29 protein-coding genes are annotated in these 25,524 nt (G+C 65.6%); 17 read left to right on the top strand and 12 right to left on the bottom strand.

Going from position 1 to position 25,524, the window contains the following annotated elements; all coding sequences use genetic code 11:
* The first annotated feature begins 78 nt into the window (after positions 1-78).
* The 10 genes from VF617_RS03585 to VF617_RS03540 all read left to right on the top strand — a co-directional run bounded on the left by VF617_RS03585 (position 79) and on the right by VF617_RS03540 (position 10,785).
* Complete coding sequence (locus VF617_RS03585) at positions 79-1,056, top strand: D-2-hydroxyacid dehydrogenase (RefSeq protein ID WP_331013493.1); 978 nt, start codon at positions 79-81, stop codon at positions 1,054-1,056.
* Positions 1,046-2,281 (top strand): M24 family metallopeptidase, encoded by a 1,236-nt coding sequence (locus VF617_RS03580; protein WP_331013492.1) that lies wholly within the window; start codon positions 1,046-1,048, stop codon positions 2,279-2,281. Before VF617_RS03585 ends, VF617_RS03580 begins: the two co-directional genes overlap by 11 nt.
* A 17-nt stretch (positions 2,282-2,298) precedes the next feature.
* Positions 2,299-2,733, top strand: coding sequence for a GlcG/HbpS family heme-binding protein (locus VF617_RS03575; RefSeq protein WP_331013491.1), 435 nt, complete (start codon positions 2,299-2,301; stop codon positions 2,731-2,733).
* 43 nt (positions 2,734-2,776) lie between these two features.
* On the top strand, positions 2,777-4,273 hold the full coding sequence (locus VF617_RS03570; protein ID WP_331013490.1) for a carotenoid oxygenase family protein: 1,497 nt from the start codon (positions 2,777-2,779) through the stop codon (positions 4,271-4,273).
* Between the two features lie 19 nt (positions 4,274-4,292).
* Positions 4,293-4,460 carry a hypothetical protein gene (locus VF617_RS03565; RefSeq protein WP_331013489.1) on the top strand — a complete coding sequence of 56 codons (168 nt, stop codon included), beginning with the start codon at positions 4,293-4,295 and terminating at the stop codon, positions 4,458-4,460.
* Positions 4,461-4,492: 32 nt separating this feature from the next.
* A complete protein-coding gene (locus tag VF617_RS03560) occupies positions 4,493-4,768 on the top strand; it encodes a hypothetical protein (RefSeq protein WP_414713942.1) in 276 nt (91 codons plus the stop codon).
* Between the two features lie 187 nt (positions 4,769-4,955).
* Positions 4,956-7,460 carry a TonB-dependent receptor gene (locus VF617_RS03555; protein WP_331013487.1) on the top strand — a complete coding sequence of 835 codons (2,505 nt, stop codon included), beginning with the start codon at positions 4,956-4,958 and terminating at the stop codon, positions 7,458-7,460.
* A 55-nt stretch (positions 7,461-7,515) separates the two neighbouring features.
* Complete coding sequence (locus tag VF617_RS03550) at positions 7,516-8,169, top strand: glutathione S-transferase family protein (protein ID WP_331013486.1); 654 nt, start codon at positions 7,516-7,518, stop codon at positions 8,167-8,169.
* Positions 8,166-10,340, top strand: coding sequence for a malate synthase G (locus tag VF617_RS03545; RefSeq protein ID WP_331013485.1), 2,175 nt, complete (start codon positions 8,166-8,168; stop codon positions 10,338-10,340). Before VF617_RS03550 ends, VF617_RS03545 begins: the two co-directional genes overlap by 4 nt.
* A gap of 22 nt (positions 10,341-10,362) precedes the next feature.
* On the top strand, positions 10,363-10,785 hold the full coding sequence (locus VF617_RS03540) for a DoxX family protein (RefSeq protein ID WP_331013484.1): 423 nt from the start codon (positions 10,363-10,365) through the stop codon (positions 10,783-10,785).
* A 39-nt stretch (positions 10,786-10,824) separates the two neighbouring features.
* On the opposite strand, the gene VF617_RS03535 is transcribed toward VF617_RS03540, so the two are convergent.
* The 7 genes from VF617_RS03535 to VF617_RS03505 are packed head-to-tail and all read right to left on the bottom strand — an operon-like array spanning position 10,825 to position 16,586.
* Positions 10,825-11,211, bottom strand: a complete 387-nt coding sequence (locus VF617_RS03535) for a hypothetical protein (protein WP_331013483.1) — start codon at positions 11,209-11,211, stop codon at positions 10,825-10,827.
* Between the two features lie 3 nt (positions 11,212-11,214).
* Positions 11,215-12,156 (bottom strand): Gfo/Idh/MocA family oxidoreductase, encoded by a 942-nt coding sequence (locus VF617_RS03530; protein ID WP_331013482.1) that lies wholly within the window; start codon positions 12,154-12,156, stop codon positions 11,215-11,217.
* A 13-nt stretch (positions 12,157-12,169) separates the two neighbouring features.
* Entirely contained in the window at positions 12,170-13,009 is an 840-nt protein-coding gene (locus VF617_RS03525) for a class III extradiol dioxygenase subunit beta (RefSeq protein WP_331013481.1), read from the bottom strand.
* Entirely contained in the window at positions 13,009-13,410 is a 402-nt protein-coding gene (gene ligA / locus VF617_RS03520; protein WP_331013480.1) for a protocatechuate 4,5-dioxygenase subunit alpha, read from the bottom strand. The genes VF617_RS03525 and ligA overlap by 1 nt, the downstream gene beginning before the upstream one ends.
* Positions 13,407-14,432 carry an amidohydrolase family protein gene (locus tag VF617_RS03515; RefSeq protein WP_331013479.1) on the bottom strand — a complete coding sequence of 342 codons (1,026 nt, stop codon included), beginning with the start codon at positions 14,430-14,432 and terminating at the stop codon, positions 13,407-13,409. The genes ligA and VF617_RS03515 overlap by 4 nt, the downstream gene beginning before the upstream one ends.
* Complete coding sequence (locus VF617_RS03510; RefSeq protein ID WP_331013478.1) at positions 14,429-15,289, bottom strand: NAD(P)-dependent oxidoreductase; 861 nt, start codon at positions 15,287-15,289, stop codon at positions 14,429-14,431. Before VF617_RS03510 ends, VF617_RS03515 begins: the two co-directional genes overlap by 4 nt.
* A gap of 52 nt (positions 15,290-15,341) precedes the next feature.
* Positions 15,342-16,586 (bottom strand): LysR family transcriptional regulator, encoded by a 1,245-nt coding sequence (locus tag VF617_RS03505; RefSeq protein WP_331013477.1) that lies wholly within the window; start codon positions 16,584-16,586, stop codon positions 15,342-15,344.
* Between the two features lie 55 nt (positions 16,587-16,641).
* Here VF617_RS03505 and VF617_RS03500 point away from each other — a divergent pair, with 55 nt between their 5' ends.
* From VF617_RS03500 to VF617_RS03490, 3 genes are read left to right on the top strand one after another with little or no spacing between them, the layout of a single operon-like run.
* On the top strand, positions 16,642-17,316 hold the full coding sequence (locus tag VF617_RS03500; protein WP_331013476.1) for a 4-carboxy-4-hydroxy-2-oxoadipate aldolase/oxaloacetate decarboxylase: 675 nt from the start codon (positions 16,642-16,644) through the stop codon (positions 17,314-17,316).
* Positions 17,309-18,364 carry a 4-oxalomesaconate tautomerase gene (locus VF617_RS03495; RefSeq protein ID WP_331013475.1) on the top strand — a complete coding sequence of 352 codons (1,056 nt, stop codon included), beginning with the start codon at positions 17,309-17,311 and terminating at the stop codon, positions 18,362-18,364. The genes VF617_RS03500 and VF617_RS03495 overlap by 8 nt, the downstream gene beginning before the upstream one ends.
* Positions 18,361-19,254, top strand: coding sequence for an amidohydrolase family protein (locus VF617_RS03490; protein WP_331013474.1), 894 nt, complete (start codon positions 18,361-18,363; stop codon positions 19,252-19,254). The genes VF617_RS03495 and VF617_RS03490 overlap by 4 nt, the downstream gene beginning before the upstream one ends.
* Here VF617_RS03490 and VF617_RS03485 read toward each other — a convergent pair.
* The gene (locus tag VF617_RS03485) at positions 19,251-20,774 is read right to left on the bottom strand and encodes an ABC transporter permease/substrate-binding protein (RefSeq protein ID WP_331013473.1); all 1,524 of its coding nucleotides are present in this window, start codon (positions 20,772-20,774) and stop codon (positions 19,251-19,253) included. The genes VF617_RS03490 and VF617_RS03485 overlap by 4 nt on opposite strands.
* The gene (locus VF617_RS03480) at positions 20,771-21,538 is read right to left on the bottom strand and encodes an ATP-binding cassette domain-containing protein (protein ID WP_331013472.1); all 768 of its coding nucleotides are present in this window, start codon (positions 21,536-21,538) and stop codon (positions 20,771-20,773) included. The genes VF617_RS03485 and VF617_RS03480 overlap by 4 nt, the downstream gene beginning before the upstream one ends.
* A 56-nt stretch (positions 21,539-21,594) precedes the next feature.
* Here VF617_RS03480 and VF617_RS03475 point away from each other — a divergent pair, with 56 nt between their 5' ends.
* Positions 21,595-22,383, top strand: coding sequence for an SDR family oxidoreductase (locus VF617_RS03475; protein WP_331013471.1), 789 nt, complete (start codon positions 21,595-21,597; stop codon positions 22,381-22,383).
* A gap of 164 nt (positions 22,384-22,547) precedes the next feature.
* Here the strand turns inward: VF617_RS03475 and VF617_RS03470 are convergent, their stop codons facing one another.
* Together VF617_RS03470 and VF617_RS03465 are read right to left on the bottom strand one after the other, a co-directional pair.
* Positions 22,548-22,835: a 4a-hydroxytetrahydrobiopterin dehydratase gene (locus tag VF617_RS03470; RefSeq protein ID WP_331013470.1), complete on the bottom strand. Its 288-nt coding sequence runs from the start codon at positions 22,833-22,835 to the stop codon at positions 22,548-22,550.
* Positions 22,832-23,005: a YodC family protein gene (locus VF617_RS03465; protein ID WP_331013469.1), complete on the bottom strand. Its 174-nt coding sequence runs from the start codon at positions 23,003-23,005 to the stop codon at positions 22,832-22,834. Before VF617_RS03465 ends, VF617_RS03470 begins: the two co-directional genes overlap by 4 nt.
* Before the next feature lie 49 nt (positions 23,006-23,054).
* On the opposite strand from VF617_RS03465, the gene VF617_RS03460 reads away from it, so the two are divergent.
* From VF617_RS03460 to VF617_RS03450, 3 genes are read left to right on the top strand one after another with little or no spacing between them, the layout of a single operon-like run.
* Positions 23,055-23,450, top strand: coding sequence for a metallopeptidase family protein (locus tag VF617_RS03460; protein WP_331013468.1), 396 nt, complete (start codon positions 23,055-23,057; stop codon positions 23,448-23,450).
* Positions 23,447-24,013, top strand: coding sequence for a heme ABC exporter ATP-binding protein CcmA (gene ccmA, locus VF617_RS03455; protein ID WP_331013467.1), 567 nt, complete (start codon positions 23,447-23,449; stop codon positions 24,011-24,013). The genes VF617_RS03460 and ccmA overlap by 4 nt, the downstream gene beginning before the upstream one ends.
* Positions 24,010-24,648, top strand: a complete 639-nt coding sequence (locus VF617_RS03450) for a heme exporter protein CcmB (RefSeq protein ID WP_331013466.1) — start codon at positions 24,010-24,012, stop codon at positions 24,646-24,648. Before ccmA ends, VF617_RS03450 begins: the two co-directional genes overlap by 4 nt.
* On the opposite strand, the gene VF617_RS03445 is transcribed toward VF617_RS03450, so the two are convergent.
* Entirely contained in the window at positions 24,645-25,514 is an 870-nt protein-coding gene (locus VF617_RS03445) for a class I SAM-dependent methyltransferase (RefSeq protein ID WP_331013705.1), read from the bottom strand. The two genes, VF617_RS03450 and VF617_RS03445, sit on opposite strands and share 4 nt — an antisense overlap.
* Between the last annotated feature and the right edge of the window lie 10 nt (positions 25,515-25,524).

The raw sequence follows: 25,524 nt of genomic DNA, 5'->3' as shown, positions 1-25,524 counted from the left end.
CTGACAACGCCGTTTGCGGCTTGACGGCCCACCAAATACGCCTTATTTCGATCATGATCGCTTTTAGGGATGCATTGCGTGACCGAAGTCCTGGTATACCTCCGAGAGCCCGAGCGGAGCGTTTTGCGCTTCGATGCGCTGGCGGACATATCCGGGGTCGCGGTGCGCGGTGCAGCATCGATCGAAGAAGCGCGGCCATTCCTCGCGGCGGCGGAAGTGCTCATCACGCTGGGACCCCATCTCGCCGGCGAGTCGGCGGAAATCCTGGACGCCATGCCCCGGCTGCGGTGGGTGCAGCTGATCACCACGGGTACGGACAATGTCGCGGAGCATCTTGCCGGGCGCGACGTGACCCTGACCAACGCACATGGGCTGCATGGGCGGCAGATGTCCGAAGCGGCGCTGGGCGCGATGCTGGCGCTCGCACGCGGACTGCCGCGCCATTTGCGCAATCAGGAGGCGCGGGTCTGGGATCGGTTCCCCGCCGCCCTGCTGTCGGGCAAGACGGTGGGGATCGTCGGCCTGGGCGCGATCGCCGAAGCGCTCGCGCCGCGATGCCGGGCGCTGGGAATGCGCGTGGTAGGGATCACCGCCACGCCGCGACCCCTCGAGTCGTTCGATGAAGTGCGCGCCCGCGGCGACATGGCATCGGCGCTGTCCGGCGTGGACCATCTCGTGCTGCTCGCACCCTATTCGGCCTCGACGCACCGGCTGATCGAAGCACGCGCCCTTGCTGCGATGAAGCCCGGCGGCTTCGTCATCAATTTGGCTCGCGGCGGCGTTCTGGATGAAGCCGCCTTGGTAGAAGCGCTCGACAATGGTCAACTCGCCGGCGCCGCGCTCGATGTGTTCGAGCATGAACCGCTGCCGCCCGGCGATCCCTTGTGGTCGCACCCCAGGGTGATCGTGACGCCGCATGTCGGCGGGCTGCACGACGGCTACGCCCAGGACATGCTGGCGCTGGCGGAGTCCAATTTGCGCCGTTTCCTGGCGGGCGGCGCGGACGCATTGCTCAACCGTGTCGAACTTTCGAAAGCTCTCCAACATGCTCAGTGAACGCCTCAACGCTCCCGTTTCCGATGCCGAACTCGAACGCCGCTGGACCGCGGTGCGCAGCGCGATGGAGGCTGCTCGCATCGACGTGCTGATCATGCAGGCCAGCAACGATTTCATGGGCGGTTACGTGAAATGGTTCACCGATCTGCCCGCCACCCAGGGCTATTTCGCCAGCGTGATATTCCCGCGCGACGCAGGGATGGTGCTGATCGGGCAAGGGGGCTTCGGCCATGATGTGACGCTCCCGCTCGAGGGCGATGGCATGCGGCGCGGCGTGGCGCGAGTGATGACCTGCCCGAGCTATGCGACATCCGGCTATGCCCATGCTTATGAGGCCGAGCTGACCTGCCGCGCGCTCGCGCCTTATGCGGGCGGGACGATCGGCATGGTCGGACTGTCCACGCTTCCATACAGCCTGATCGAAGCGCTTCGGCGGGAAATGCCCCGGGCGAATTTCGTCGACGCCTCGGACCTGGTCGATCGGATCAAGGCGATCAAGAGCGATGAGGAGATCCACTTCCTCCGCGGAACCGCGGCGATGCAGGATCGCGCGATGTCCGCTGCCTTTGCAGCCATTGCGCCCGGCATTCGCGACCGCGACATCACTGCCGCCGCCGAAGCGCCGAGCCTGGCCGAGGGCAGCGAGCAGGGGCTATATATGTGCGCCTCGGCCCCTGACGGCCGCGCAGTGCATTTCGCCAACCGGCATTACCAGAATCGCGTGGTGGGGGCGGGCGACGCCGTTTCCCTGCTGATCGAGAGCAGCGGGCCCGGCGGCTATTATTGCGAGCTGGGGCGCACCGCGATCCTGGGCCGCGCGACCGACGCGCAGCATCGCCAGTTCGAATTCGTGCTCCAGGCGCGGCGGTTCATGCTCGATCGCCTGCGCCCGGGCGCCGATTGTGCGGAGATCTGGAACGAATATAACGCCTTCATGAGCGATCACGGCCGCCCGCCCGAGGACCGGCTCCATTGCCACTCGATGGGCTATGACATGGTCGAACGCCCTCTGGTGCGCTTCGACGAGCCGATGCGGCTGGCGGCTAACATGGTCGTGTCATGCCACCCGACATTCGCGGATGAAGACGGGATGCACTGGATCTGCGATAATTTCCTGATTGGAGAAGAGGCGACCGAGCGCTTGCACGCCTTTCCCGAGCGGATTGTAGAACTTGACGGTGCTGAGCTTCCGGACGTGCTGCGCGCCGCCCGGGCGGCGGCCTGATTGGGAGCGCCGGGGGGATGCTCACTCTGGAAACGGCATCGCTGATCGCCCAGGCTACGCTTCGCGAAGGCGGCGAGCGCGGCCTTGCGCCGCTCTGCGCCGTTGTGCTCGATACAGGGGGGCACGACCTGGTGGTAATGCGCTCCGAGCATGCCGCATCGTATCGCGTGGCGATCGCCCGCGCCAAGGCGGCGGGGTGCATCGGGATGGGGATGGGCGGTCGCGAGATCGCTCGCCGCGCGCAGGCGGCGCCGGCTTTTTACGCGAGCCTGCCCGCCATCGTATCGGGCGGCATTCTGCCGGTTCCAGGCGGCATATTGATCCGCGGCGCGGATGGCGCGGTAACCGGTGCGGTCGGGGTGAGCGGCGATACCGCCGATAATGACGAGGCCGCGGCGCTCGCCGGCGTTTCCGCCGCGGGTTTCGCCGCCGATACGGGAGCCGAGCCGTGACCGCTCGCGATCCATGCCGCAAACCATCTCAAGGAGCCTGTCGATGACGCCCGACCGCGCGATGTCCGCCGAGCCGGCGATGCCGCAGTCCGCCTGGCCCGACACGCCGGTCTTCACCGGCTATGCCGCGCCGGTGCGGATCGAGAGCGATACGTATGATCTGGAGGTTATCGGCACGATCCCCCCCGAACTGGACGGCGCCTATATCCGCAACAGCGCGGACCACGCCTTTCCGCCGAAATATGCCAGCGACCTCTTCCTCAACGGCGACGGCATGCTGCACAAGGTGCGCATCCGGAACGGCCGCGCCGACCTTTCCACGCGCTATGTGAAGACCGAAAAATTGCTGCTCGAGCGCGCCGCGCGCCGTGCCCTGTTCGGCGCCTATCGCAATCCCTTCACCGACGATCCCAGCGTTTCCGGCAAGGACCGCTCGACCGCCAATACCTCCGTCATCTTCCACGCCGGCAAGCTGCTCGCCACCAAGGAAGCCGCGCGGCCGATGCTGATCGATCCCGATACGCTCGATACGCTCGGGACCTATGATTTCAACGGCGCGCTGGAAAGCGAGACCTTCACCGCGCACGCCAAGATCGATCCCCGTACGGGCGAAATGGTCTCTTATGGCTATTTCACCAAGGGCGTCGCCGACACCAATATCGAAATCTATTACATCGCGGAATCCGGCGAGCTGACGCGCACCGAGCAATTCCAGGCGCCCTATCCCTCGATGGTCCACGATTTCCTGCTGTCCGAACATTATGCGATCTTCACGATCTGCCCGATGGTCTGTGACTGGGAACGCGTGAAGAAAGGCGAAGCCTTTTTCCACTGGGATGACACCCTGCCTACGATGGTGGGCGTAGTGCCGCGTGCGCCCGGGGGCGCGCAGAGCGTGCGCTGGTTCACTGCGCCGAAGCCCGTGATGGAAACGCATACGTTCAATGCCTGGGAAGAGGGCGACATGCTCAACCTCGAGCATTTCATCACCGAGACCGGCTGGCTCTCGCAATTCCCCGACATCAACGATGCCGACAACAAGGAGAAGCCACCCTTTGCCGAGCGCTGGACGATCGACCTCGCTTCGAACGAGGGCGAAATCGCGATTCAACGGATGTGGGGGCATATCGGCGAGATGCCGATGGTCGACCTGCGATACCTGACCCGGCGCACGCGGCATTTCTGGTTCGGCACCAGCAACCCCGAACTCGGCCCGATGCTTCCGCGCGGGCCAAAGGGGCCGCCTTTCACCTGTCTCGGCCATTTCGATGCGCAGACCGGCGCGCTCGACTTCTTTTATGCCGGACCCGATTCGTCTCCCGAGGAGCCGGTTTTCGTGCCGCGCAGCCTGGATGCCGAGGAAGGCGATGGCTGGCTGCTGTCGGTCGTTGGAAGGCGCGCGCAGAACCGGACCGACCTGGTGATCCTGGATGCGCGCGACCTGGGCGCCGGGCCGGTCGCGACGATCAAGTTTCCATGCCGCATCCATGAGGGGTTCCACGGCATCTGGATACCGGGGGCGGCGCTGGCGCAACGCTAAGCTGCCAGAGGGAAATCGAATGCAGACGATTCGGGCCAAGATCGAAAATGGCGTTCCGGCGGCGAAGCTCCGTACTATAGCCGATTCGCCCGTGGTGCACCGCGCCATGGCGATCGTCGGGCGGATCGGCATCGCCATCTCTTCTGCAGCGCCGCGCTGTTCCACCTCACCAAGGGGTGGAACCTGACGATAGGCAACATGAAGGCCCGGCAGATTCCAATGCCCGAACTGCTGAATGTCGCCGCGATGCTGGCCTCGGCCGGGCTGGCGCTCGCACTGCTCTTCAATCTGAAGCCGCGCTGGGCCGCGCTGGGGCTGGCGCTCTACACGCTGATTGTTTCTTCGGTAATGTACACGCCGGCGCCCGGGGTCTCGCCCCAAATCCTCGTATTGTTCATGAAAGACATGGCGATCTTCGGCGGGCTGCTGGCCCTGTCCTCCGCGCTATCCGCAAATGCGCTGCTGCGGGCCAAGCTGGATCAGGCTCTGGCATAATATCTGCATTCGATCACGCTCTAATCGTTAGTCTTTTGGCTTACAGCGGAGATTCCATAACGGAAGATTGCCCCATCTAATGGGTATATTTGTCCGTTGAGCGGTACACATGGTATTGACTCATGTTCCGGAAAGGCAGATATCCGATCATGATCACTTTAACGAAAAAAGAGAGTGGGAGGGAAATATGAGCCTGAGGACCGTCAACAAGCTGCTCGTCGGAGCATCGCTTACCGCGATCGGCATCGCCTGCCCGGTTGGCTCCTTCGCGCAAACCACCACCGATGATCCGGCCCCGATCACCGGGACCGCCGGCGACCAGGAGGGCCAGCCCGGGCAGCTCGACGAGATCGTCGTTACCGCGCAGCGCCGTTCGGAAAACCTGCAGCGCGCGGCAGTCGCTATCGACGTGGTCGGCGCGGAAGAAATGAGCCGCACCGGCGTGGTCACCGCGGCATCGCTGAACGCCGCCGTACCGTCGCTGGTGGTCACCAAGGCGGGGGGCGCCAACACCAGCTTCTATGTGCGCGGCGTCGGCAATTTCACGGTGAACGCCTCGGGAGATCCCGCGATCGCCTTCAACTATGACGGCGTCTATCTCGGCCGGCCGACATCGACCACGCTGACATTTTTCGATCTGGAGCGCGTCGAGGTCCTCAAAGGACCGCAGGGCATTCTATATGGCCGCAACGCGACGGGCGGCGCGATCAACGTGGTTCCGGCCAAGCCACAGCCCGGCGAGCTCTCGGGATATGGGAGCGTGGGTTACGGCTCGTTCAATGCGCTCGATCTCGAAGCCGCGATCAATCTCCCGCTGGGTCCTGATGGCGCGATCCGCGTGTCGGGCAAGTCGATAAAGGCCGATGGCTATAACAGCGACGGGACCAATGACGAAAAGGGCGAGGGCCTGCGCGTTCAATTGCTGGCGAACCTCACGCCCAATCTGTCCGTGCGCGTCGCGGCCGACTATTCGCATCAGGGCGGCGTCGGTCCCGGGGCCTCGATCAATGGCATCATCCGCTACACGCCCGGCAGCGCCGCTACCGCCACTTCGATCGCCAATTATACGTTCACGCCTTCCAATTTCGATCCCTATAGCGGCCTGCATTCGCCCCAGGCGCGCGCGCTGCAATCGACTCTGGTGATCCCGGGCGCCTTCATAAACCCCGCGCCCTATACCTATCCGTTTCTCGACAACGACTATGTCGGCGTGAATGCGGAGATCAAGCTGGATACCGGAATCGGCAGCTTCACGTTCATCCCCGCCTATCGCGACGCGCGGTTGAACATCCGCTTCAACGGGCCGGGCTTCAACGGCGGCCGGGTAACCGAGCATGACGAGCAGTTCAGCGCCGAGCTCCGGCTGGACGGCAAGCGGCTTGGTCCGGTCGAATGGCTGCTGGGCGCCTATTATTACGATGAGTCCGTCGATGCGCGCTACACGTTCGCCCAATATCAAGTGAACCCGTACCAGCGCTATTTCCCCAAGGTGAAATCCTATGCGGGCTTCGGGCGGCTGATCTTCAACCTGTCCGAACAGTTCCGCCTCGTCGGCGGCGCGCGCTATACGATGGACCGCAAGAGCTTCCAGACTTTGGGGCAAACGGTCATCGAGATCTGCACGCGGCCGCCGCCCCCAGCCGGTCCGGGATGCTTCGGCGGGCCTTCGATTCCGGTGGCAGACGACCTCGCCCAGCTTCGTACGCTGATCCCGTTTCCGACGGCGCCGGGACCCCAGAATTCGGTGGCCTACGGGACTTTCGGCAATCGCGTTTTCTACAGCGAACTCGCTTATACTCGCAAAACATCGACGAACCGGCTGACCTATCGCCTTGCCGCGGAATATGACGTCGGGCCGCGCTCGCTGCTCTATGCCAGCTATGAGACCGGCTATCGCAGCGGCGGCTTCAACAACACCCTCGGCAAGGAATCCTTCGGCCCCGAATATATCAAGGCCGCGACGCTGGGGATCAAGAACCGCTTCCTCGACAATCGGCTCCAGCTCAATGCCGAGGCGTTCTACTGGCAATATACCGATCAGCAGGTCTCGCATTTCGGCTTCGATGCCAACAACGCCAGCTCGCTGCTGATCGAGAATGCCGGCAGCGCGGACATCATGGGCGTCGAGGTCGATACCCAGTTCCTCGCCACGCCGACCACCTTGCTGCGCGGCTCCGTCCAGTATCTCGACAACAAGCTGAAAGACTTCAACTACGCGGTGCCCAGGGTGCCCACGCCCCCCCCTCCGGGTGGTACGCCGACGCTGCCCCAGGTAATCGGCTGTCCCTCGGTCGAGACCGTCAATTCCACGGGCCAGGCGATCTATGCGGTCTCGTGCAGCGGCAAGCCGGGCTACAACTCGCCGAAATGGTCGGTGAATGCGGGGATCGAGCAGACGGTGGAGCTGGGGGCCTTCAAGCTCGTGCTCACTGGCGACGGACGCTATCGCTCGAACCGGGTGATCGGCTTCGAGCAACTGGCCCAGCAGCAATCGGGCGAGGACCTGACCTTCGATGCCAGCGCGACGCTGATGCCGGCGAGCGAAAACTGGGCGCTCACGGCCTATGTGCGCAATATCGGCAACGTCGCGGTGCCCGTGCTCTCGCAATATTCGGGCAGCGTCGGCGGAATCGTGGCGATCAACTATGCGCCGCCGCGCACTTACGGCGTGCACGCGACGTTCAAGTTCTGATGCGGCGGGGGGACCTGGTGCGCGGGTCCCCCGGCATGCGGGAGGGGAGGCGCGCATGCTGACGCTATACGGACACCCGTTTTCGCGCGCCCACCGCAACATGTGGATGCTCAAGGAACTTGGGGCCGGTTATGATCACGTGCCGACCGACTTCCTGAAAGGCGGCACGCGCGAGCCCGAATTCCTAGCCGTCAACCCGAATGGCCGGGTTCCGGCGCTGGTGGATGACGGGCAGCCTTTCTTCGAATCGCTTGCGATCAATCTCTATCTTGCGCGCAAGTTCGGCGGACCGCTCGCGCCCGCAAACCCGATCGAGGATGGGCTGGCGACTCAGTGGAGCTTCTGGGTAGCGAATGAAGTCGAAAAGCCCTTGCTGTTCGCATCCGCCAATCTGAAGCTCTTTGCCGATGGCGTTCCTGCGCACGCCGCGATCGGACTCGGCAAGCTCGATCGGCCGTTTCGTGTTCTCGACAAGGAGCTGGTGGACAAGCCTTACCTGCTGGGCGATCGCTTCACCGTCGCGGATCTCAACGTCGCCGCGGTGATGACGTTGGGCGTTATTTCCGGAGTGCCGTTCCATGCCTATCCGGCAATGCAGGAGTGGCTCCACCGCTGCATCGAGCGGCCGGCGGCGGCGGACTGGAAGCCGATCCAGTTCAGCATTCCGCGCCCGCCTACGGTGGAAGGCTTGTTGGCCATGTTCCTGTGAGCGGCCTCCAGGCCGATGCCGAACTGCGCAGATTTGTCGATGGCGAAGTGCTGCCGGGCACGGGCATCGCGCCCGAACCCTTCTGGGCCGGCTTTGCCGAGCTGATCCGCGATCTCACTCCCGAGAATCGGCGGCTGCTGCGGCGGCGCGGGGAGCTTCAGGAGCTGATCGACGAACGCAACCTGGGTCTGGACGGCCGCGTGCCAGGCCCCAAGGAGGAAGAGGCGTTCCTGCGCAAGATCGGCTATCTCGTCGATCCGCCCGCTCCCTTCACGATCGCGCCCCGCAATGTCGATCCCGAGATCGCGGCGATGGCGGGGCCGCAACTCGTGGTGCCGGTCAACAATGCCCGATACGCGCTGAACGCGCTCAATGCGCGCTGGGGTAGCCTCTACGACGCGCTCTACGGCAGCGACGCGCTGGGCGATTTGCCTCCGTCCGGAGGCTATGATCCCGCGCGCGGCGCGCGCGTTGTCGCTTGGGGCCGCGCCTTTCTCGACGAAATCGCGCCATTGACCGGCGGCAGCCATGCCGATGTGACCGCCTATCGCATCGAGGACGGCCAGCTCGTAACCGATTGTGGATTACTCGCGGACCGCTCGCTTTTCGCCGGCTGGCGCGGCGGCGAGGCAATCCTGCTGCGCCACCACGGGCTCCATGTCGAGATCAGGATCGACGCAACGCATCGGATCGGCGCAGCCGACCGCGCCGGGGTGGCGGACGTCGTGCTCGAAAGCGCACTCACCACGATCATGGACTGCGAAGACAGCGTCGCCGCGGTCGATGCCGAGGACAAGATTCTCGTCTATCGCAACTGGTTGGGGCTGATGCAGGGCAGCCTCAGCGCGACGATTTCCAAGGACGGCCGGGCCGTCGAACGCCGCGCCGCGCCCGACCGCACCTATCACACGCCAAATGGCGAGAGCATGCGGCTCAAGGGACGCTCGCTGCTGTTCGTCCGCAATGTCGGCCATCTGATGACTTCGCCGATGATGCGGTTCGATGGCGACGAAGTGCATGAGGGGATCGCCGATGCGGTCATTACGTCGCTGATCGCGCTGCACGATCTGCACGGGAGGCACGCAAACAGCACCGCGGGCTCCATCTACATCGTCAAGCCCAAGATGCACGGGCCGCAAGAGGCTGCGTTCGCCAACCTGCTGTTCGACCGCACCGAAGACCTGCTCGGGCTGCCGCGCCACACGATCAAGATCGGCGTGATGGACGAGGAGCGGCGCACCAGCGTCAACCTCGCGGCTGTCATCGCCGAGGTGCGTGATCGGGTCGTGTTCATCAACACGGGCTTCCTCGACCGGACCGGGGACGAGATTCACACGTCGATGAAGCTCGGTCCGATGCTGCGCAAGGGAGCAATGAAAGGTGCCCGCTGGCTGGCGGCATATGAGGCAAATAATGTCGATGTGGGCCTCGCCTGCGGCTTTGCCGGGCGTGCGCAGATCGGAAAGGGCATGTGGGCGATGCCCGATCGCATGGCGGACATGCTCGATCAGAAGATCGCGCATCCGATGGCGGGGGCGACCACGGCCTGGGTCCCTTCGCCCACCGCCGCCACGCTCCATGCGGTGCATTATCACCGCGTCGATGTGGCGGACCTGCAACGCCAGCTTGCGAAGCGCCCCGCCGCAGGGCTCGGCGACATGTTGGCCGTCCCCGTCGATCCGGCCCGCGATTGGCCCGCGGAAGCGGTGCGCGAGGAACTCGACAACAATGTCCAGGGCATATTGGGCTATGTCGCGCGGTGGATCGGCCAGGGCGTGGGCTGCTCCAAGGTGCCCGACATTCACGATGTGGGCCTGATGGAGGATCGCGCGACATGCCGGATCTCCAGCCAGCATCTCGCGAACTGGCTGCGTCACGGCGTGGTTTCGCCGGCCGAGGTGCATTCCGCGCTCGAACGCATGGCGGCGGTGGTCGATCGCCAGAATCAAGGCGATCCGCACTATCGTCCCATGTCCCACGATGCCGCCGCCAGCCCGGCCTTTCAGGCGGCAGCCGCGCTGATCTTCCAAGGGGAGGCGCAGCCTTCGGGCTATACCGAGCCGCTGCTGCACAAGCGCAGGACGCTCGTGAAAACCACCGGCCTGGTCGGCTCGCCGGGGGACGGATCAGAGCGATCGCAACTGCTGCCCGCCGAGCTGGTGGGCGGGTGAATCAATTGAAAGGGAGACCATCATGACCATCAAATCCTTTGGGCCCGGCTCGAACCTGGCCGGCCCCGCGCTGGCCGCGCTCCGGATCATGAGCGCATTATTGTTCATGGCGCACGGCATCCAGAAGTTCTTCGGCTTCCCCTCGATCCGCTACGGTATCGCCAATCCGATGTCGCTGATGGGCGTCGCGGGCATCCTGGAGATCGTCGGCGGCGCGCTGCTCCTGATCGGCCTGTTCACGCGGCCCGCGGCATTCGTGCTGGCAGGCCAGATGGCCGTTGCCTATTTCATGGCGCACGCATCGAAGGGCATGTACCCGATCGACAATGGCGGCGAGAGCGCGATCCTCTTCTGCTTCGTCTTCCTGCTGCTCGCGGCCGCCGGTCCGGGTCCGTTCAGCGTCGATGGCGTCCTGGGAAGCCGCAAGGCTCCCGCCGAGCTGTAAAGCGAATGGCGGGTGGGGGTGTTGCCTCCGCCCCCTTCTTTAGCGCTTGTTCATCCGGCCGAGCGCCCCCCGCAGCCAGGCGACGAATTCCCGGTTCGCTTCGCGCACGCCCTGAGCCGAAGCGCGGTACTCCGCCTCTCGTTCACCCAGCAGCACTGCTGGCCAGTCGGCCTGATGAAGTGCCGCCGCGCTACGCATTTGAGAGAATTTGGCGCGATATTCCGTCATCGTCGCGGCATCGGCATGGCGCATGAGAACGGGCTGGGACACTCGCCCTATTTCGGCGATCTGCGCCGCCAGGCGTCGGCGCAAGTTGATCAAATCCTGGCGGCGCTGATCGTCCGCGCGTGTCGCGACTTCCGCGAGATCGGCCTGAATCGCTTCAAGCGCGTCCAGCGAGCCGGAAATTGCCGCCCACTCGTCCATCTGTCATCCCTCCAGCTGCCGCTCCAGCTGGTGAAGCACGCGGTAGCAGGGCAGCACTTGCGCGACGCTGGCGTTGGGATCGCGGCCTTCGCGGATCGCGGCGACGAACTCCCGGTCCTGCAGCTCGATCCCGTTGTTGGAGACCGCCACGGCCGAAAGGTCCACCGGCTCTTCCTTGCCGGTGACGAGATCGTCGTACCGCGCGATCCAGGTCCCGTTATCGCAGATGTAGCGGAAGAAGGTGCCGAGCGGCCCGTCATTATTGAATGACAGGCTCAGCGTGCAGATCGCGCCGCTCTCGGCCTTCAGCTGGATCGACATGTCCATGGCGATCCCGAGCTCGGGATGGATCGGCCCCTGGACCGCATTGGCCTGGACGATCGGCCCGGCCTGATAGGCGAAGAGATCTACGGTGTGCGCCGCATGGTGCCAGAGCAGATGGTCGGTCCAGCTGCGCGCCTCTCCCTTGGCGTTCATGTTCTTGCGGCGGAAGAAATAGGTCTGGACGTCCATCTGCTGGATGTTGAGATCGCCGGCGACGATCCTGTCGTGGATATATTGATGGCTGGGATTGAACCGGCGGGTGTGGCCGACCATCGCGACGAGCCCGGTCTGCTGCTGCTTGGCGAGCACCGCCTCGCCGTCGGCGAGATTGTCGCAGAGCGGGATCTCGACCTGTACGTGCTTCCCCGCTTCCATGCATTGGATCGCTTGGGATGCGTGCATCTGGGTCGGCGTCGCGAGGATCACTGCATCGAGCCCGGGCTGTGCGAGCGCTTCGGAGAGTTCGGTAGTGGCATGGCCGATGCCGTATCTGGCGGCGACCGCCCGGGTGGCTTCGAGCCGGCGCCCGACGACCGACACGACTTCGACGCCGTCGATCAGCCGCAGCGCATCGAGATGCTTTTCCCCAAAGGCGCCGGCGCCGGCGAGTGCGATTTTCATGGCGAGTCTCCGTTCAGGCGGGTTCGAGCACGAGATGCCCGATCGCAGTGTTGCTGCAGGGCACGTGGTAATGGCGGTGCAGCGCGCGGGTGGCCCTGCCCAGGGCGCCGCGCATGATCAGCCACATCACCATTTCGATACCTTCAGAGCCGGTCTCGCGCAGATATTCGATGTGCGGAATGCGGCGCAGGTGATCGCTGTCGCCGATCATGCCGTCCAGAAACATGTTGTCCCATTCCTTGTTGATCAGCCCGGCGCGCGGGCCCTGGAGCTGATGGCTCATCCCGCCCGTCCCCCAGACCTGCACGTTCAGATCTTCGGGAAAGCTCGCCACCGCGCGCGCGATCGCCTCGCCCAGCGCCCAGCAGCGATTGCCCGAGGGAGGGGGATAGGTGACGACGTTCACCGCCAGCGGGATCACCCTGCACGGCCACTCCTCGGCATGGCCGAACATCATCGACAGCGGCACGGTCAGCCCGTGATCGACGTCCATCTCGTTGATGATCGTCATGTCGAATTCGTCGAGGATCAGGCCCTGGGCGATGTGCCAGGCCAAGTCGGGATGGCCGATCACTTCTGGCACCTGGCGCGGCCCCCAGCCTTCGTCCGCAGGCCGGTAGCGCTCGCCGCATCCGATCGCGAAGGTCGGGATGATCTTCATGTCGAAGGCCGAGGCATGATCGTTATAGACCAGGATCACCACGTCGGGCTTTTGCTCCGCCAGCCAGTCGCGGGTCCACTCATAGCCCGCGAAGATCGGTCCGAAATAATCGTCCCGGTCCTTGCCCATGTCGTGCGCGACGCCGAGCAAAGGCACGTGGCTGGATGCGACCCCCGCCGTGATCCGGGCCATCAGCGCGCCTCCTTTTTCGAGCGAAGTCCCTCGGGCGAGCGGCCACCGGCGCCCATCATCGCCTGATAGTCCTCGACCGAAACTCCCGTCATCGTGCTGACCGCCTGTAGGAAGCTCAGTCCATCGGTCGAGAAGACCTTGGACAGGAAATAGATATTGCCGCCCAGATCGAGCAGCGCGTTATAATCGCGCGACAGCAATGCCGCCTTCTGCGCGTCGGACAGCGGCCATTCCTCCAGATAGGCGGCCTCGTCCGCCTTCCAGCGCTCGCGATTCCCGGGCTTCATCAGGCTCATCGCGAACTGGTTGAGGTGATAGCCCTGCCGCGCGCGCGCCGCGGTAAATACCCGCGTTCCCGGAATATCCTCGAGCTCGGCCAGATATTCGTGGATGTCGTTCATAGGCCGCGGGCCTTTAGCTGCGCATCGAGCCGGGGGAACACGCGCCGCGCATTGCCCTCGAAGATCGCATGGCGCCCGGCCTCGCTGATGGCGAGCGCATCGACATAGCGCTTGGTGTCGTCGAAATAATGCCCGGTCATGGGATCGATCCCGCGAACCGCCCCGACCATCTCGCTGCCGAACAGGATGTTCTTGGTGTCGATCACGTCGGCAAGGAGGTCCACGCCGGGCTGGTGATAGACGCAAGTGTCGAAGTAGATGTTGTTCATCAGGTGGGTATCCAGCGCGGGCTTCCTGAGCATGTCCGCCAGCCCGCGATAGCGTCCCCAATGATAGGGCGCCGCGCCGCCGCCATGGGGGATGATGAAGCGGAGCGTGGGGAAGTCCGCGAACAGATCGCCTTCCAGCAATTGCATGAAGGCGATCGTGTCGGCGGCAATGTAATAGCCGCCGGTCGCATGCATCGCCGGATTGCAGCTGCCCGAAACGTGGATCATCGCCGGCACGTCGAGCTCGACCATCTTCTCGTAAAAGGGATACCAATAAAGATCGGTGAGCGGCGGGTGAGTGAAGTGCCCGCCGCCGGGATCGGGGTTGAGATTGCACCCGATAAAGCCAAGCTCGGTCACGCAGCGTCCCAGCTCGGCGATCGAATTGGCCATGTCGGCCTTGGGGCTCTGCGGCAGCATGCAAACGCCCGCGAAGGTCTCGGGATAGAGGCCGACGACCCGCGCGATCAGATCGTTGCAGCGCATCGCCCATTCCCGCGCCACGCCCGCGTCGCCGATATGCGGCGCCATCGCCGAGGCGCGCGGAGAGAAGATCGTGAGGTCCGCGCCGCGCTCCTTGATCAGCCGGAGCTGGTTCGCCTCGATCGTTTCGCGGATCTCGTCGTCGGAAATGTGCGGATATGGCGGTGGCAGTGCGCCTGCATCGAATGCCGCGATCTGCGCCGCGCGCCATGCGTCATGACCCTTTGGCAACACGGTATAATGGCCGTGGCAATCGATGATCAGGCTCATGCGGCGAAAGCCCTCAATCGGGATCGTATGACTTCGATCTTGGCCGGCAGCCCCTCGGGCGGGTTGATCGCCAGCTCGCCGAGCGCCCGTTGCCAACCGAGGGCTGCTTCCGACATCACCGGCGAGAAACCGAGGCCAAGCAAGGTCTGCGTGACTTCGTACATTTCTTCAGAGCGGCGAACGCCGTGCACCAGCATGCGATCGAGATTATAGTCGAAGCGCTTGCTCCAATCCGCCCCGGGCCAACTCGTATCGAGAGAGGCGATGACTTCGGCCTCCACGCCGGCCGCATGCGCGGCGAGTGCGCATTCGGCAGTCAGCGCCTCCACGCCCTTGATCATCACCGAACGGATCATCTTGATGCTGGAAGCGTCGCCGATCCGCGTACCAACCGTCCGCACCGCCGTGAAACCATGCGCATGCAGCGCCGCGACGCCCGCTTCGGCATGCGGACCGGATACGAGCAACGGCGTCCCCAGCCGCTTCGGATACACCGGCGCCATCACCGCCACATCGACATAGCGCCCGCCGGCGCCTTCGATGATGCTGGCGGCCTCGCGCTTCGTGCCCGGAGCCGCGCTGTTCATGTCCAGCCAAAGCGCGCCCTCGCGCAAATGCCGTGCGCACGCGCGGGCGGCGGATAGCGCCTGGTCGGCCGTGACGAGGCACAGGATCGCCTGGGCCTGATCCAGGGCATCCGAGGCTCGGTCGCACCCGAGGACGCCGGCCGCGGCGTAATCGGCGCGCTTGGCATCCCGGCTCGCGGCATCGTCCGTCAGGCGATCGTACGCCGCCGCGCCGGGCCGCGCGAAGGCCATCCCTGCTTCACCGAAGCCGATAAAGGTCACCGCGTTCATGCCGCTTGCCTAGCCGGGCATCGCGCGCGCGCTAATATGATTGCAGCCGATGCTATCGACTTTCCTGAAGTCTGGTTTCGCGGGCCGCCGAGCGGATCAGTTCCACCAGGTGACGCTGAGCGCCGGTAGGCCGCCAGCCGCTGCGGGTGGTGAGCCCGATCGTGCGCACCGCGCCCGGCAAAGGCGGCCCCACGCGCGCCAGCATGCCGCTTTCCACTTCCAGCGCGATCTGGTCCAGCGAGAGCAGGGTGAGCAGGTCGCTCTGCGCCAGCAGCCCGCGAATGACCATCACCGACCCGCATTCGATCGGCACGCGGGGCAGCGCTCGCCCGGCGAACAGGATTTCCCAATGCGCCCTGAGCGGGGTGCCCACCGGTCCGACGATCCAGCCTTGCCTGCCCAGCGCATCCAGCGTGAAATGCTTGCCCACCAAGGGATGTCCGGCACGCGCATAGATGGCGAGCTCGTCGGTGAAAAGCGGCTCCTGATCCAGCCCCGGCGGGGCTTCGTCGCGCAATGCCCCGATCGTCATGTCGATGATGCCGTCCGCCAGCGGGTCCATCAGTTCGCGCCACGAACCCTCGACCACATCGACCACGTTGCGGGGCGACGAGCGCAGAAACGCTGCCAGCGCGTGCGGCAGCACCAGCGCGCGGCTGAGCGGCATCGCGCCGATGGCGATGCGGCCGCCATCACGCTCCTCGCCTTGCGCCTCGGCAATGCCGGCGGTGATCTCCCGCTCCGCAAGGCGCGTGCCCCTCGCCACGGCGTGCCCGGCCGTGGTCAGCACCACGCCGCGCCCGCGCCGCTCGGCGAGGGGCACCGCGAAGATCTGTTCCAGATCGCGCACCGCCCGGTGGATTCCCGGCTGCGAAAGGCCGCTTGCCGCCGCCGCCGCGGCGAAGCTCTGCGCGTCGGCGAAGCGCAGGAAGGCATGGAGCTGGGTCGCCGTCACCAATTGCTCGGGCCGCGCGAACCCTCGCGTGCCCCGGCTTGCCCGGCGGGCAGCAGCTGCGAGACACTCGAATGCGCGCCCCGCGCGCTCCGCAAGCGCGACGCCCGCATCGGTCGGCACGACGCCATCCGGCCGACGCTCGAACAATTGCGTCTCCAATTGCCGCTCCAGCTTGCGCAGGCCCTGGGTCAGTGCGGGCTGGGACAGCCCCACAATTTCCGAAGCGCGGTTCAGGCTTCCCTGCGCAACGACCGCCGAAAGCGCGCGCAAGTGCCGCAAGTTCAAGTCGAATGCCTGGACCATCGTTTTCACCGATAGCAAAAACTTATAGGTGGGCGCCATTATGAAGTTGCGCGGATCGCGGAGGCGGGGAAGGGGCGGGGGAGGAGGCCCAAGCATGGCGGGGAAAGTGGTTCGCAATATCGCGCGCGCGGATCCTGGCGTGATCGATGCGCTGGCGTCCGCGGGCGTCGCGACGGTGCACGAGGCGCAGGGCCGCACCGGCCTGCTCGCGCACTACATGCGCCCGATCTACTCCGGCGCGCGGATCGCGGGTTCGGCACTTACGATCTCCGCGCCGCCGGGCGACAATTGGATGATCCATGTCGCGATCGAGCAGCTGCGCGAAGGCGACATCCTCGTGCTCGCGCCTACAAGCCCGTGTTTCGATGGCTATTTCGGCGATCTCCTCGCGACTTCCGCAATCGCGCGGGGCTGTCGCGGGCTCGTGATCGATGCGGGAGTTCGCGATGTCCGCGATCTTACCGCGATGGTTTTCCCGGTCTGGTCCAGGGCCGTGTCCGCCCAAGGGACGGTCAAGGCCACGCTCGGTTCGGTCAATGTGCCCATCATTTGCGCGGGCGCTTTGATTGAGGCCGGCGATGTCGTTGTGGCCGATGACGACGGCGTTTGCGTCGTGCGTCGGGAGGATGCGGCAGCGATTCTCGAAAAGGCACAGGTCCGTGAGGCGGCGGAAGAATCGAAGCGCAAGCGGCTCGCCGCGGGTGAACTCGGCCTCGACATTTACGACATGCGCGGGAAGCTGGAGGCAATGGGCCTCAAATATGTCTGACGGCGTCCGCTGCATGTGGATGCGCGGCGGCACTTCGAAGGGCGCGTTCTTCGTCGCCGAGGATCTGCCGCTGGACCAGGAGGCGCGCGATGCCTTCCTGCTCCGCGTCATGGGCTCGCCCGATCCACGCCAGATCGACGGCATGGGCGGCGCCGATCCGCTTACTTCCAAAGTGGCGGTGGTCGGCAAATCGCCGCGGGGCGGAGTCGATGTCGACTATCTGTTCCTCCAGGTTTTCGTCGATCGGGCGATCGTCGCCGACAGCCAGAATTGCGGTAACATGCTCGCCGGCGTCGGCCCCTTCGCAATCGAGCGCGGCCTGGTCGCGGCGACCGAAGGCGAGACGCGCGTAGCCATTTACATGGAGAATACCGGCCAGACCGCAGTGGCCACCGTGCAGACGCCGGGCGGCCGCGTGCTTTATGCCGGGGACACCGCGATCAGCGGCGTCCCCGGCACTGCCGCGCCGATCCCCCTCGCCTTTCGGGACACCGCGGGCTCCAGTTGCGGAGCCTTGCTGCCCACCGGCAACGCGGTGGATGAGATCGACGGCGTCGTGTGCACACTGATGGACAACGGAATGCCCTGCGTGGTCCTCGCCGCCCGGGACATGGGCGTCACCGGATATGAGGACCGCGAGACGCTCGACGCCGATGCCGGGATGAAGGCCAGGGTCGAGGCGCTTCGGCTGAAGGCAGGGCCGATGATGAACCTGGGCGATGTGACCGAAAGGTCGGTTCCCAAGATGATGCTGGTAGCCCCCCCGCGCGAAGGCGGAGCGATCGCGGTTCGCTCGCTGATCCCGCACCGCGTCCATGCCTCGATCGGTGTGCTCGGCGCGGTGACCGTGGCGACCGCATGCCTGATCCATGGCTCGCCTGCCCAGGCGGTCGCGACCGTGCCCGACGGCGACGCGAAGGCCATCGGCGTGGAGCACCCGACCGGCGTCACCGAATGCGTGGTAACGGTGGATGCGGATGGCCAGCCGGTCGAGGCCGGCATGCTGCGTACTGCGCGCAAGCTGATGGACGGAGTGGTTTTCGCATGAGCCTCGATGCGAACGGCCGCGTCCGCAGCTGGACGCTGGACTCCTCCAAGCCGCGCTACGTCCCGCCGCCCGGCGCGGTCGATGCGCATTGCCATGTCTTCGGGCCAGCGGTGGAATTTCCGTTCAGCCCCAACGCCAAGTATCTGCCCCAGGATGCGGGTCCCGAGGCGCTGTTCGCGCTGCGCGATCGCTTGGGCTTCACCCGCAATGTGATCGTCCAGGCAAGCTGCCACGGCACCGACAACCGCGCGACGCTGAACGCAATCGCGAAATCGGCGGGCCGCGCACGGGGCGTGGCGGTCGTCGATCCCGCGATCTCCGATGCGGAGCTGGAAGGGTTGGACCAGGGCGGCATCCGGGGCATCCGCTTCAATTTTCTCAAGCGCCTCGTCGATGACGCACCCAAGGATAAGTTCCTGGAAGTCGCCAAGCGCCTGCCCGCGGGCTGGCACGTCGTCGTCTATTTCGAGGCTGACTTGCTTGAAGCGCTGCGGCCCTTCCTCGACGCGATCCCGGTGCCGATAATTATCGACCATATGGGGCGCCCGGACGTCACTCAGGGCCCTGGCGGGGCCGACCTGCGCGCGCTTCGGCAATTGCTCGACAGCCGCGGCGATATCTGGACGAAAGTAAGCTGTCCGGATCGGCTCGACGCGGCCGGCCCCCCTTATGACGATTTTGTCGCCGCAGTCGGCCCGCTGGTCGAGGATTATGGCGATCGCGTTTTGTGGGGCACCGATTGGCCGCATCCCAATATGGAGAGCCGCATCCCCGATGACGGCGCGCTGGTGGACCTCATTCCCCGAATCGCACCTGCGCCCGAGCTTCAGAGGAAGCTTCTGATAGGCAATCCGATGAAGCTGTACTGGCCGGAGGTAATCGTGCCTTAGCGGGCGATCGCCTTCTCCAGCCATTTCGCCGCGGCGCCCGGCGTCACTTTCCCCGCATCGCGATCGACCATGTAATTGGCCTCGCGCATCCGCTCGACCGAAATCGCGCCGATCAATCCCTTGAGCACGCCCTGAAACTTCGCGTCGTTTGCACGGCCCGGCGCGATCAGCAGGATTGCGTCATAGCCGGGGATCGCGCCCCTCGGATCGCGCAACACCTTTAGCTTGTCCGCGGCGATGCGGCCGTCCGAGCTATAGGCGGAGATCACGTCCGCCGCGCCGCTGGCGAGCGCGCGATACATGAAAGTCGGCTGGTATGGGCGCGCGGAGGCGAAGGCGATGCCGTAAGCGCGACGCACCGATGCCCATTCGGGACGTTCGAGAAATTCGGGATCGGTGGCGAAGGCGAGCTGATCGGCCTGGCGCGCGAGATCGTCCAGGCTCTCGATCCCGCGCCTCGCGGCCGCGTTCCCGCGCATCGCAAAGGCATAGGTGTTTTCGAAGCCGAGCGACCCGAGCATCGTGATCTGGTGCTGCGCCTTCACCCATTGCCCCACCCCGGCGACGATCGCTTCGCGGCTGGGCACGTCGCTGCGCTTCATCTGGTTCGCCCAGACCGTACCCGAATAATCGACCAGCACGTCGATATCGCCGCCGGCCAGCGCCGTGAACGCCACGGCCGATCCCAGCCCCTCGCGGTAACGGACGCGGTATCCAGCTGCCTCCAGCCGATGCCCGATCACGCGGATCAGGATATATTGCTCGGAAAAGCCCTTGGCCCCGATCGTGACTACGCCCTTTGCGGCCGGCCATGCGGGGGCGAGCGCGGCCAGTAAGCCCAGCAGCAATGCGCCAAGGCTCGCCCAGACCAGTCCGCGCCGACGCCGCGCGATGCCGTATTCGACTAGTCCCAGCAGTGCATCGGCGGTGAGTGCGAGCCCCGCCGCCGCGAAGCAGCCCGCGAGCACCAGCGTCCAGTTCTGCGTCTGCAGCCCCGCGAAGATCAGATCGCCCAGGCTGGGCTGGCCGACAGTGGTGGAAAGCGTCGCCGCGCCGATCGTCCAGACCGCCGCGGTGCGCACGCCGGCCATCAAAACCGGCGCGACCAATGGCGCCTCGACCAGCCACAGCCGCTGGTTCCGCGTCATCCCCATGCCATCCGCGGCTTCGAGTATGGCGGGATCGAGCGTGGCGAGCCCGGCCACGCCGTTCCGAAGGATCGGGAGCAGTGCGTAAAGCGTCAGCGCGAGCAGGGAGGGCAGGAAGCCGAGCGCGGGAATGCCGCCGCCGGCCACCGCCGACAGCCAGAGCAGGATCGGGTAGAAGAGCGCGAGCAGCGCCAGCGACGGAATCGTCTGGACCAGACTGGCAAAGCCCAGAGCGACTCGCGCAACCGTACGGTTGCGCGACGAGAGCACTACCAGCGGCAGGCTGATCGCCAGCCCGAGCAGCAGCGCGGCAAAGGCGAGCAGCAGGTGCTGGGCAAGCAATTCGGGGACGCGGGCAAAGGCTTCGCTCACCGGGCCAGTTCCGCCAGCCGCTCGGCCTGCTCCCTCGGCACCGCGAGCAGCGCATCGGCAGCCGCACCGCCCGCGCCGGCGAGCAAATCGCGCGGGCTGGCATCGGCGGCGATCCGCCCGGCCGCCATCACCAGCACGCGATCGGCGAGCAGCAGCGCCTCCGCCATGTCGTGCGTCACCATGATCGTCGTGAGCCCGAGCCGATCGTGCAGCGCGCGGATCGCCTTGCCCAGCCCGGCGTGTGTCACCGGATCGAGGGCGCCGAACGGCTCATCCATCAGCATGATCGCGGGTGCACATGCCAGCGCCCGCGCAACGCCGACACGCTGGCGCTGGCCGCCGGAAAGCGCATCGGGAATCCGCGTCGCGAAATCCTCCGGCAGCTCGACCAGGGCGAGCAGCTCGGACACCCGCGCGGCGGTGTCGCGCTCGCCCGCCAGCTTGAGCCCGATCGCGACATTCTCGCCGGCGGTCATGTGCGGGAACAGCCCGACATTCTGGAACACATAGCCGATCCGCCGCCGCAGCAGATGCGCGGGCCCGGCGCGAACCGATGCGCCGCCGATCAGCACTTCGCCCGTGCTCGGCTCGATCAGCCGGTTGACCGTCTTGAGCAAAGTCGATTTGCCCGAACCCGAGCTGCCCACCAGTGCAACGAAGCTGCCGCCCGCGATCTCGAGCGAGACCTGGTCCACCGCCGTCACGCCCCCCGCAAATGCCTTACTGACATTTTTGAAGGTAACGTTGCGCGTTTGCTCTGGCATCGCGGCGATTTGTGCGGGATGAAACCGCAAAGGTCAAAGACACATGGGGAGGGCCGATGGCCACCAAGGCGGCATTCATCACCGGCGGCGCATCGGGCATCGGCCAGGCAGTGGCAAAGGACCTGGCGGCGCGCGGCTGGCGCGTCGGGCTGGCCGACGTCAACGTCGCGGGCCTCGAAGCGACCAAGGCGATGCTGCCCGAAGGCATGGCCACCACGCATGTGATGGACGTGCGCGACCGCGCGCAATGGGCGGCCGCGCTGGCCGATTTCGCCATGGCGAGCGGCGGGCGGCTCGATTTCCTGTTCAACAATGCCGGGATCGCAGTGGGCGGCCCGCTCGAGACGATGAGCGACGAGGATGTGGACCGCGGGTTGGACATCAACATCACTGGAATGGTCTATGGCGCCAAGGCCGCGTACCCCCTGCTCAAGGCGACTCCGGGATCCGCGATGATCCTGACCAGTTCGGCGGCGGGGATCAGCGGCAATGCCGGCATGTCGGTTTATAGCGCGGGCAAGTTCGCGATGCGCGGCTTCGCCGAATCACTGAACGCCGAATGGGGGCATGAGGGGATTTTCGTCGGATCGCTGATGCCCAGCTTTATCGAAACCCCGCTGCTCAACCACGTTACGCAGGATTCGAACCGCAGCGTTCGCGAATCGGTGCGCGGCGCCGGGCTGGAGATCACGCCCGTCGAGGAAGTGGCCAAGACCGTCTGGAGTATCCTGGAGAAGCGAAGGGACGTGCACACGCGCGTCGGCAAGACCGCGCATCGCTTGTGGTTCATGGCGCGCTGGATGCCGGGGACCTTGCGCAAGCTGGCGCGTCGGCAGTTCAAATAGCTCTCCCGCCCTCTCCCATCGGGAGTGCGAGGTCGGATCGCGCTGGTTGCGCAGACTTGGGTCGCGCTTCTTCAGTGCGGCCCTAGCCGTAGCTGGGTGAGGGGATCACCCTCTCGATAGCGCATCCCCTCATCCAACTTCTCCCTCTGGAGAAGGTTTGAAGATCAAACCAACCCGTCGATCGCCTGCGCCATCTGGATATCGCGGATCGAAAGCCCGTCCGCGTCGTGCGTGGTGAGCAGCACGTCCACCCGGTTCCACACATTGGACCATTCCGGGTGATGGTCCGCCTTTTCCGCGAGCAATGCCACGCGCGCCATGAAGCCGAAGGCCTGGTTGAAATCCTTGAACGTGAAGCGCCGCGTGATCGCGTCACGCTCGGCATCATAGCTCCATTCGGGCAAGGCCGAGAGCGCTTCGGCGCGCAGGCCTTCGCTCAGCCGCGCGGTCACTCCGCCGCCCGCACCAGTTTGAGCGCCCCGGGGCTGAAGGTCTCGGTCTTCAGATCGTCACCGACGAACCATTTGCAGAACACCTGGCCCGCGAACAGGCTATCGACCGTCATTTCCGGCCCGCCCGACTTCAGTTGCACGATGTCGCCGATATTGAAACTCGCTGCCATCCTGGCCTCCCTTGCCGCTACCGACATGGCTAGGGCATAGCCGAAGCCGATGACTGGTCAAACTGCTCCCGATGCCGCGACGATCGAGGCCCTGGCGCGCGACGCGCTCGCGCGGATTCCGGAGCCGTTCGCCGGTCATCTTGCCGACGTCGTCCTGATCGTGGAGGAATTCGCCGATGACGAGACGCTCGATGCAATGGGGATCGAGGACCCCTTCGACCTGACCGGCCTCTATCACGGCCGCCCGATCGGCGAGAAATCGGCCTTCGAGAGCGGCGCGCTGCCCGACCGCATCCATCTCTATCGCCGGCCGCTGCTGGAAGAATGGTGCCAGACCGGCGTGTCGCTCGATGCGCTGATCACGCATGTCGTGGTCCATGAAGTAGGCCACCATTTCGGCCTGTCCGACGCTGACATGCACGCGCTGGAGGGGCAGGCCGGGTGAGCTGCCTCGCCTTTTGCGATGTGACTTGCGTGCGCGGCGGACGGCTGTTGTTCGAAGGGTTGAGCTTCTTGCTGGCGGCGGGGCAGGCCGCGCTCGTCACCGGGCCGAACGGCGTGGGCAAGTCGAGCCTTATCCGGGTCGCGGCCGGGCTGCTGGCGCCGGCATCGGGCGGCGTCGAGGGCGAGGGTGCGCGGGCCTTGCTCACCGAAGCGGCGGCGCTCGATCCGGAGCTGAGCCTTGGCGCTGCGCTGCGTTTCTGGGCGCGGATCGACGGGCATGCCGATGCCGTAGCCAGCGCGCTGGAAGCAGTGAACCTCGCCGAGCTTGAAGCCGTGCCGGTGCGGCTGCTTTCGACCGGCCAACGCCGCCGCGCCGCTTTCGCCCGGGTGATCGCGAGCGGGGCTCCGGTCTGGCTGCTCGACGAGCCGGCCAACGGCCTGGACGATTCCTCGGTTCGCGTGCTCGAAACGCTGATCGCGCGCCACCGCGCCGAGGGCGGTATCGCGCTGGTCGCCACGCACCTTCCGGTGGCGCTGCCGGGCGCCTTGGAGGTGCGGCTGTGAACGCCCTTGCCGCGATCGCCTGGCGCGAGGTGCGCCGGGCATGGAGCAGTGGCGGGCTGATCCTTGCTGTCGTCTTCTTCCTCCTCGTCTCGATCCTGTTTCCCTTCGCCATCGGGCCTGATGGAAAGCTGCTGGCGCGGGTTGGCAGCGGGGTCATCTGGACCGGAGCATTGCTTGCAGCATTATTGCCCGTCGAGCGCCTGATCGCACCCGATGCCGAGAGCGGCGTGCTCGATCAATTCGCGGCGCGCGGGCTTCCCGATGCCGCCGTCGCGGCGGCGAAGATGGCCGGCCATTGGTTCGGCTTCGCGCCAGCCCTGGTCGCGGCGACGATGATTGCTGCGGCTTTGCTGCGGCTTCCGGGTGCAGCATTATGGCCGATCCTCACCGGGCTGGCGGTGGGCACGCCCGGCCTCGCCGCGCTGGGGATCGCCACCGCTGGACTGGTCGCGGGGCTGCGCGGCGCGGGGTCATTGGCGGGGTTGGTCATGCTCCCCTTTGCGGTCCCGTTGCTGATCTTCGGCACCACGGCCGATCAGCCCGGCGCACTCAAATTGCTCGGGGCATTCAGCCTGCTTCTGGTCGCCGGCTGTCCGTTCGTCGCGGGTGCGGCGATGCGGATGGGGAGGAGCTAGCGGCTCCACCGCGCGAAGATCGCGGTCGGCAATTCCAGTCCGCGCGCTTCCTCGCGCACGGTCAGTTCGCCTGCCTCCACCGTCCCGCCCAGATCGGCGAAATGCTGGCGGACCAGCTCGCCGATCGCCAGAGCCGACATGCGCACCGCATAAACGGTGAGGAACAGGAAGCGCGATTCCGCATCCAGCAGCGCGCGGCAATCCGCGATGAGGCCGGGCAGGCCCTCTTCCAATTTCCATATTTCGCCGTTTGGTCCGCGGCCCCATTTGGGGGGATCGAGGATGATTCCGTCATAGCGCCGCCCGCGCCGCACTTCGCGCGCAGTGAACTTGCCGGCATCGTCGATCATCCATCGGATCGGCAAGTCCGCCATGCCCGAAAGCTCGGCATTGGCCTTGCCTTCGGCCACCGATTTCTTCGAGGCATCGACATGCGTCATCCGCGCGCCCTTTGCCGCCAGCGCAAGCGTGCCGACGCCGGTATAGCCGAACAGGTTCATCACCTCCGGCGCTTCCAGATCCGCGGTCTGCGCGCGCATCCAGTTCCACACCGGCGCCATGTCCGGAAAGAAGCCGAGATGGCGGAACGGGGTGGTTTGCGCAGTGAAGGTGACTTCCTGCCACTTCAGCGGCCAGCCCTCGCGCGGTGTGGGCTTCGAATAATGCCAGCGACCGCCGCCCTCATCGTCGGGCGCGGGGAGGAACTCGCCATGCGCGTCCCAATCCTCGGATGCCGGCGCCCACATCGCCTGAGGCTCGGGACGGATGAAGCGGTATGGCCCATAGCGCTCGAACTTGCGGCCGTGCCCGCTATCGATCAGCCCGTAATCGGTCCAGGGCTCGCCGGTGAGGGTGGTAAGCTTCATCCACATTTCC

The organism is Sphingomonas sp. (assembly GCF_036388215.1).
Lineage (GTDB): Bacteria > Pseudomonadota > Alphaproteobacteria > Sphingomonadales > Sphingomonadaceae > Sphingomonas.
This window is presented reverse-complemented; position numbering and strand designations above follow the sequence as displayed.

Coding starts and splice junctions, on each gene's coding strand:
- VF617_RS03580 (WP_331013492.1), top strand. CDS start 1,046: ATGCTCAGTGAACGCCTCAACGCTCCCGTTTCCGATGCCGAACTCGAA.
- VF617_RS03575 (WP_331013491.1), top strand. CDS start 2,299: ATGCTCACTCTGGAAACGGCATCGCTGATCGCCCAGGCTACGCTTCGC.
- VF617_RS03570 (WP_331013490.1), top strand. CDS start 2,777: ATGACGCCCGACCGCGCGATGTCCGCCGAGCCGGCGATGCCGCAGTCC.
- VF617_RS03565 (WP_331013489.1), top strand. CDS start 4,293: ATGCAGACGATTCGGGCCAAGATCGAAAATGGCGTTCCGGCGGCGAAG.
- VF617_RS03560 (WP_414713942.1), top strand. CDS start 4,493: ATGCCCGAACTGCTGAATGTCGCCGCGATGCTGGCCTCGGCCGGGCTG.
- VF617_RS03555 (WP_331013487.1), top strand. CDS start 4,956: ATGAGCCTGAGGACCGTCAACAAGCTGCTCGTCGGAGCATCGCTTACC.
- VF617_RS03550 (WP_331013486.1), top strand. CDS start 7,516: ATGCTGACGCTATACGGACACCCGTTTTCGCGCGCCCACCGCAACATG.
- VF617_RS03540 (WP_331013484.1), top strand. CDS start 10,363: ATGACCATCAAATCCTTTGGGCCCGGCTCGAACCTGGCCGGCCCCGCG.
- VF617_RS03535 (WP_331013483.1), bottom strand. CDS start 11,211: ATGGACGAGTGGGCGGCAATTTCCGGCTCGCTGGACGCGCTTGAAGCG.
- VF617_RS03530 (WP_331013482.1), bottom strand. CDS start 12,156: ATGAAAATCGCACTCGCCGGCGCCGGCGCCTTTGGGGAAAAGCATCTC.
- VF617_RS03525 (WP_331013481.1), bottom strand. CDS start 13,009: ATGGCCCGGATCACGGCGGGGGTCGCATCCAGCCACGTGCCTTTGCTC.
- ligA (WP_331013480.1), bottom strand. CDS start 13,410: ATGAACGACATCCACGAATATCTGGCCGAGCTCGAGGATATTCCGGGA.
- VF617_RS03515 (WP_331013479.1), bottom strand. CDS start 14,432: ATGAGCCTGATCATCGATTGCCACGGCCATTATACCGTGTTGCCAAAG.
- VF617_RS03510 (WP_331013478.1), bottom strand. CDS start 15,289: ATGAACGCGGTGACCTTTATCGGCTTCGGTGAAGCAGGGATGGCCTTC.
- VF617_RS03505 (WP_331013477.1), bottom strand. CDS start 16,586: ATGGCGCCCACCTATAAGTTTTTGCTATCGGTGAAAACGATGGTCCAG.
- VF617_RS03500 (WP_331013476.1), top strand. CDS start 16,642: ATGGCGGGGAAAGTGGTTCGCAATATCGCGCGCGCGGATCCTGGCGTG.
- VF617_RS03495 (WP_331013475.1), top strand. CDS start 17,309: ATGTCTGACGGCGTCCGCTGCATGTGGATGCGCGGCGGCACTTCGAAG.
- VF617_RS03490 (WP_331013474.1), top strand. CDS start 18,361: ATGAGCCTCGATGCGAACGGCCGCGTCCGCAGCTGGACGCTGGACTCC.
- VF617_RS03480 (WP_331013472.1), bottom strand. CDS start 21,538: ATGCCAGAGCAAACGCGCAACGTTACCTTCAAAAATGTCAGTAAGGCA.
- VF617_RS03475 (WP_331013471.1), top strand. CDS start 21,595: ATGGCCACCAAGGCGGCATTCATCACCGGCGGCGCATCGGGCATCGGC.
- VF617_RS03465 (WP_331013469.1), bottom strand. CDS start 23,005: ATGGCAGCGAGTTTCAATATCGGCGACATCGTGCAACTGAAGTCGGGC.
- VF617_RS03460 (WP_331013468.1), top strand. CDS start 23,055: ATGACTGGTCAAACTGCTCCCGATGCCGCGACGATCGAGGCCCTGGCG.
- VF617_RS03445 (WP_331013705.1), bottom strand. CDS start 25,514: ATGAAGCTTACCACCCTCACCGGCGAGCCCTGGACCGATTACGGGCTG.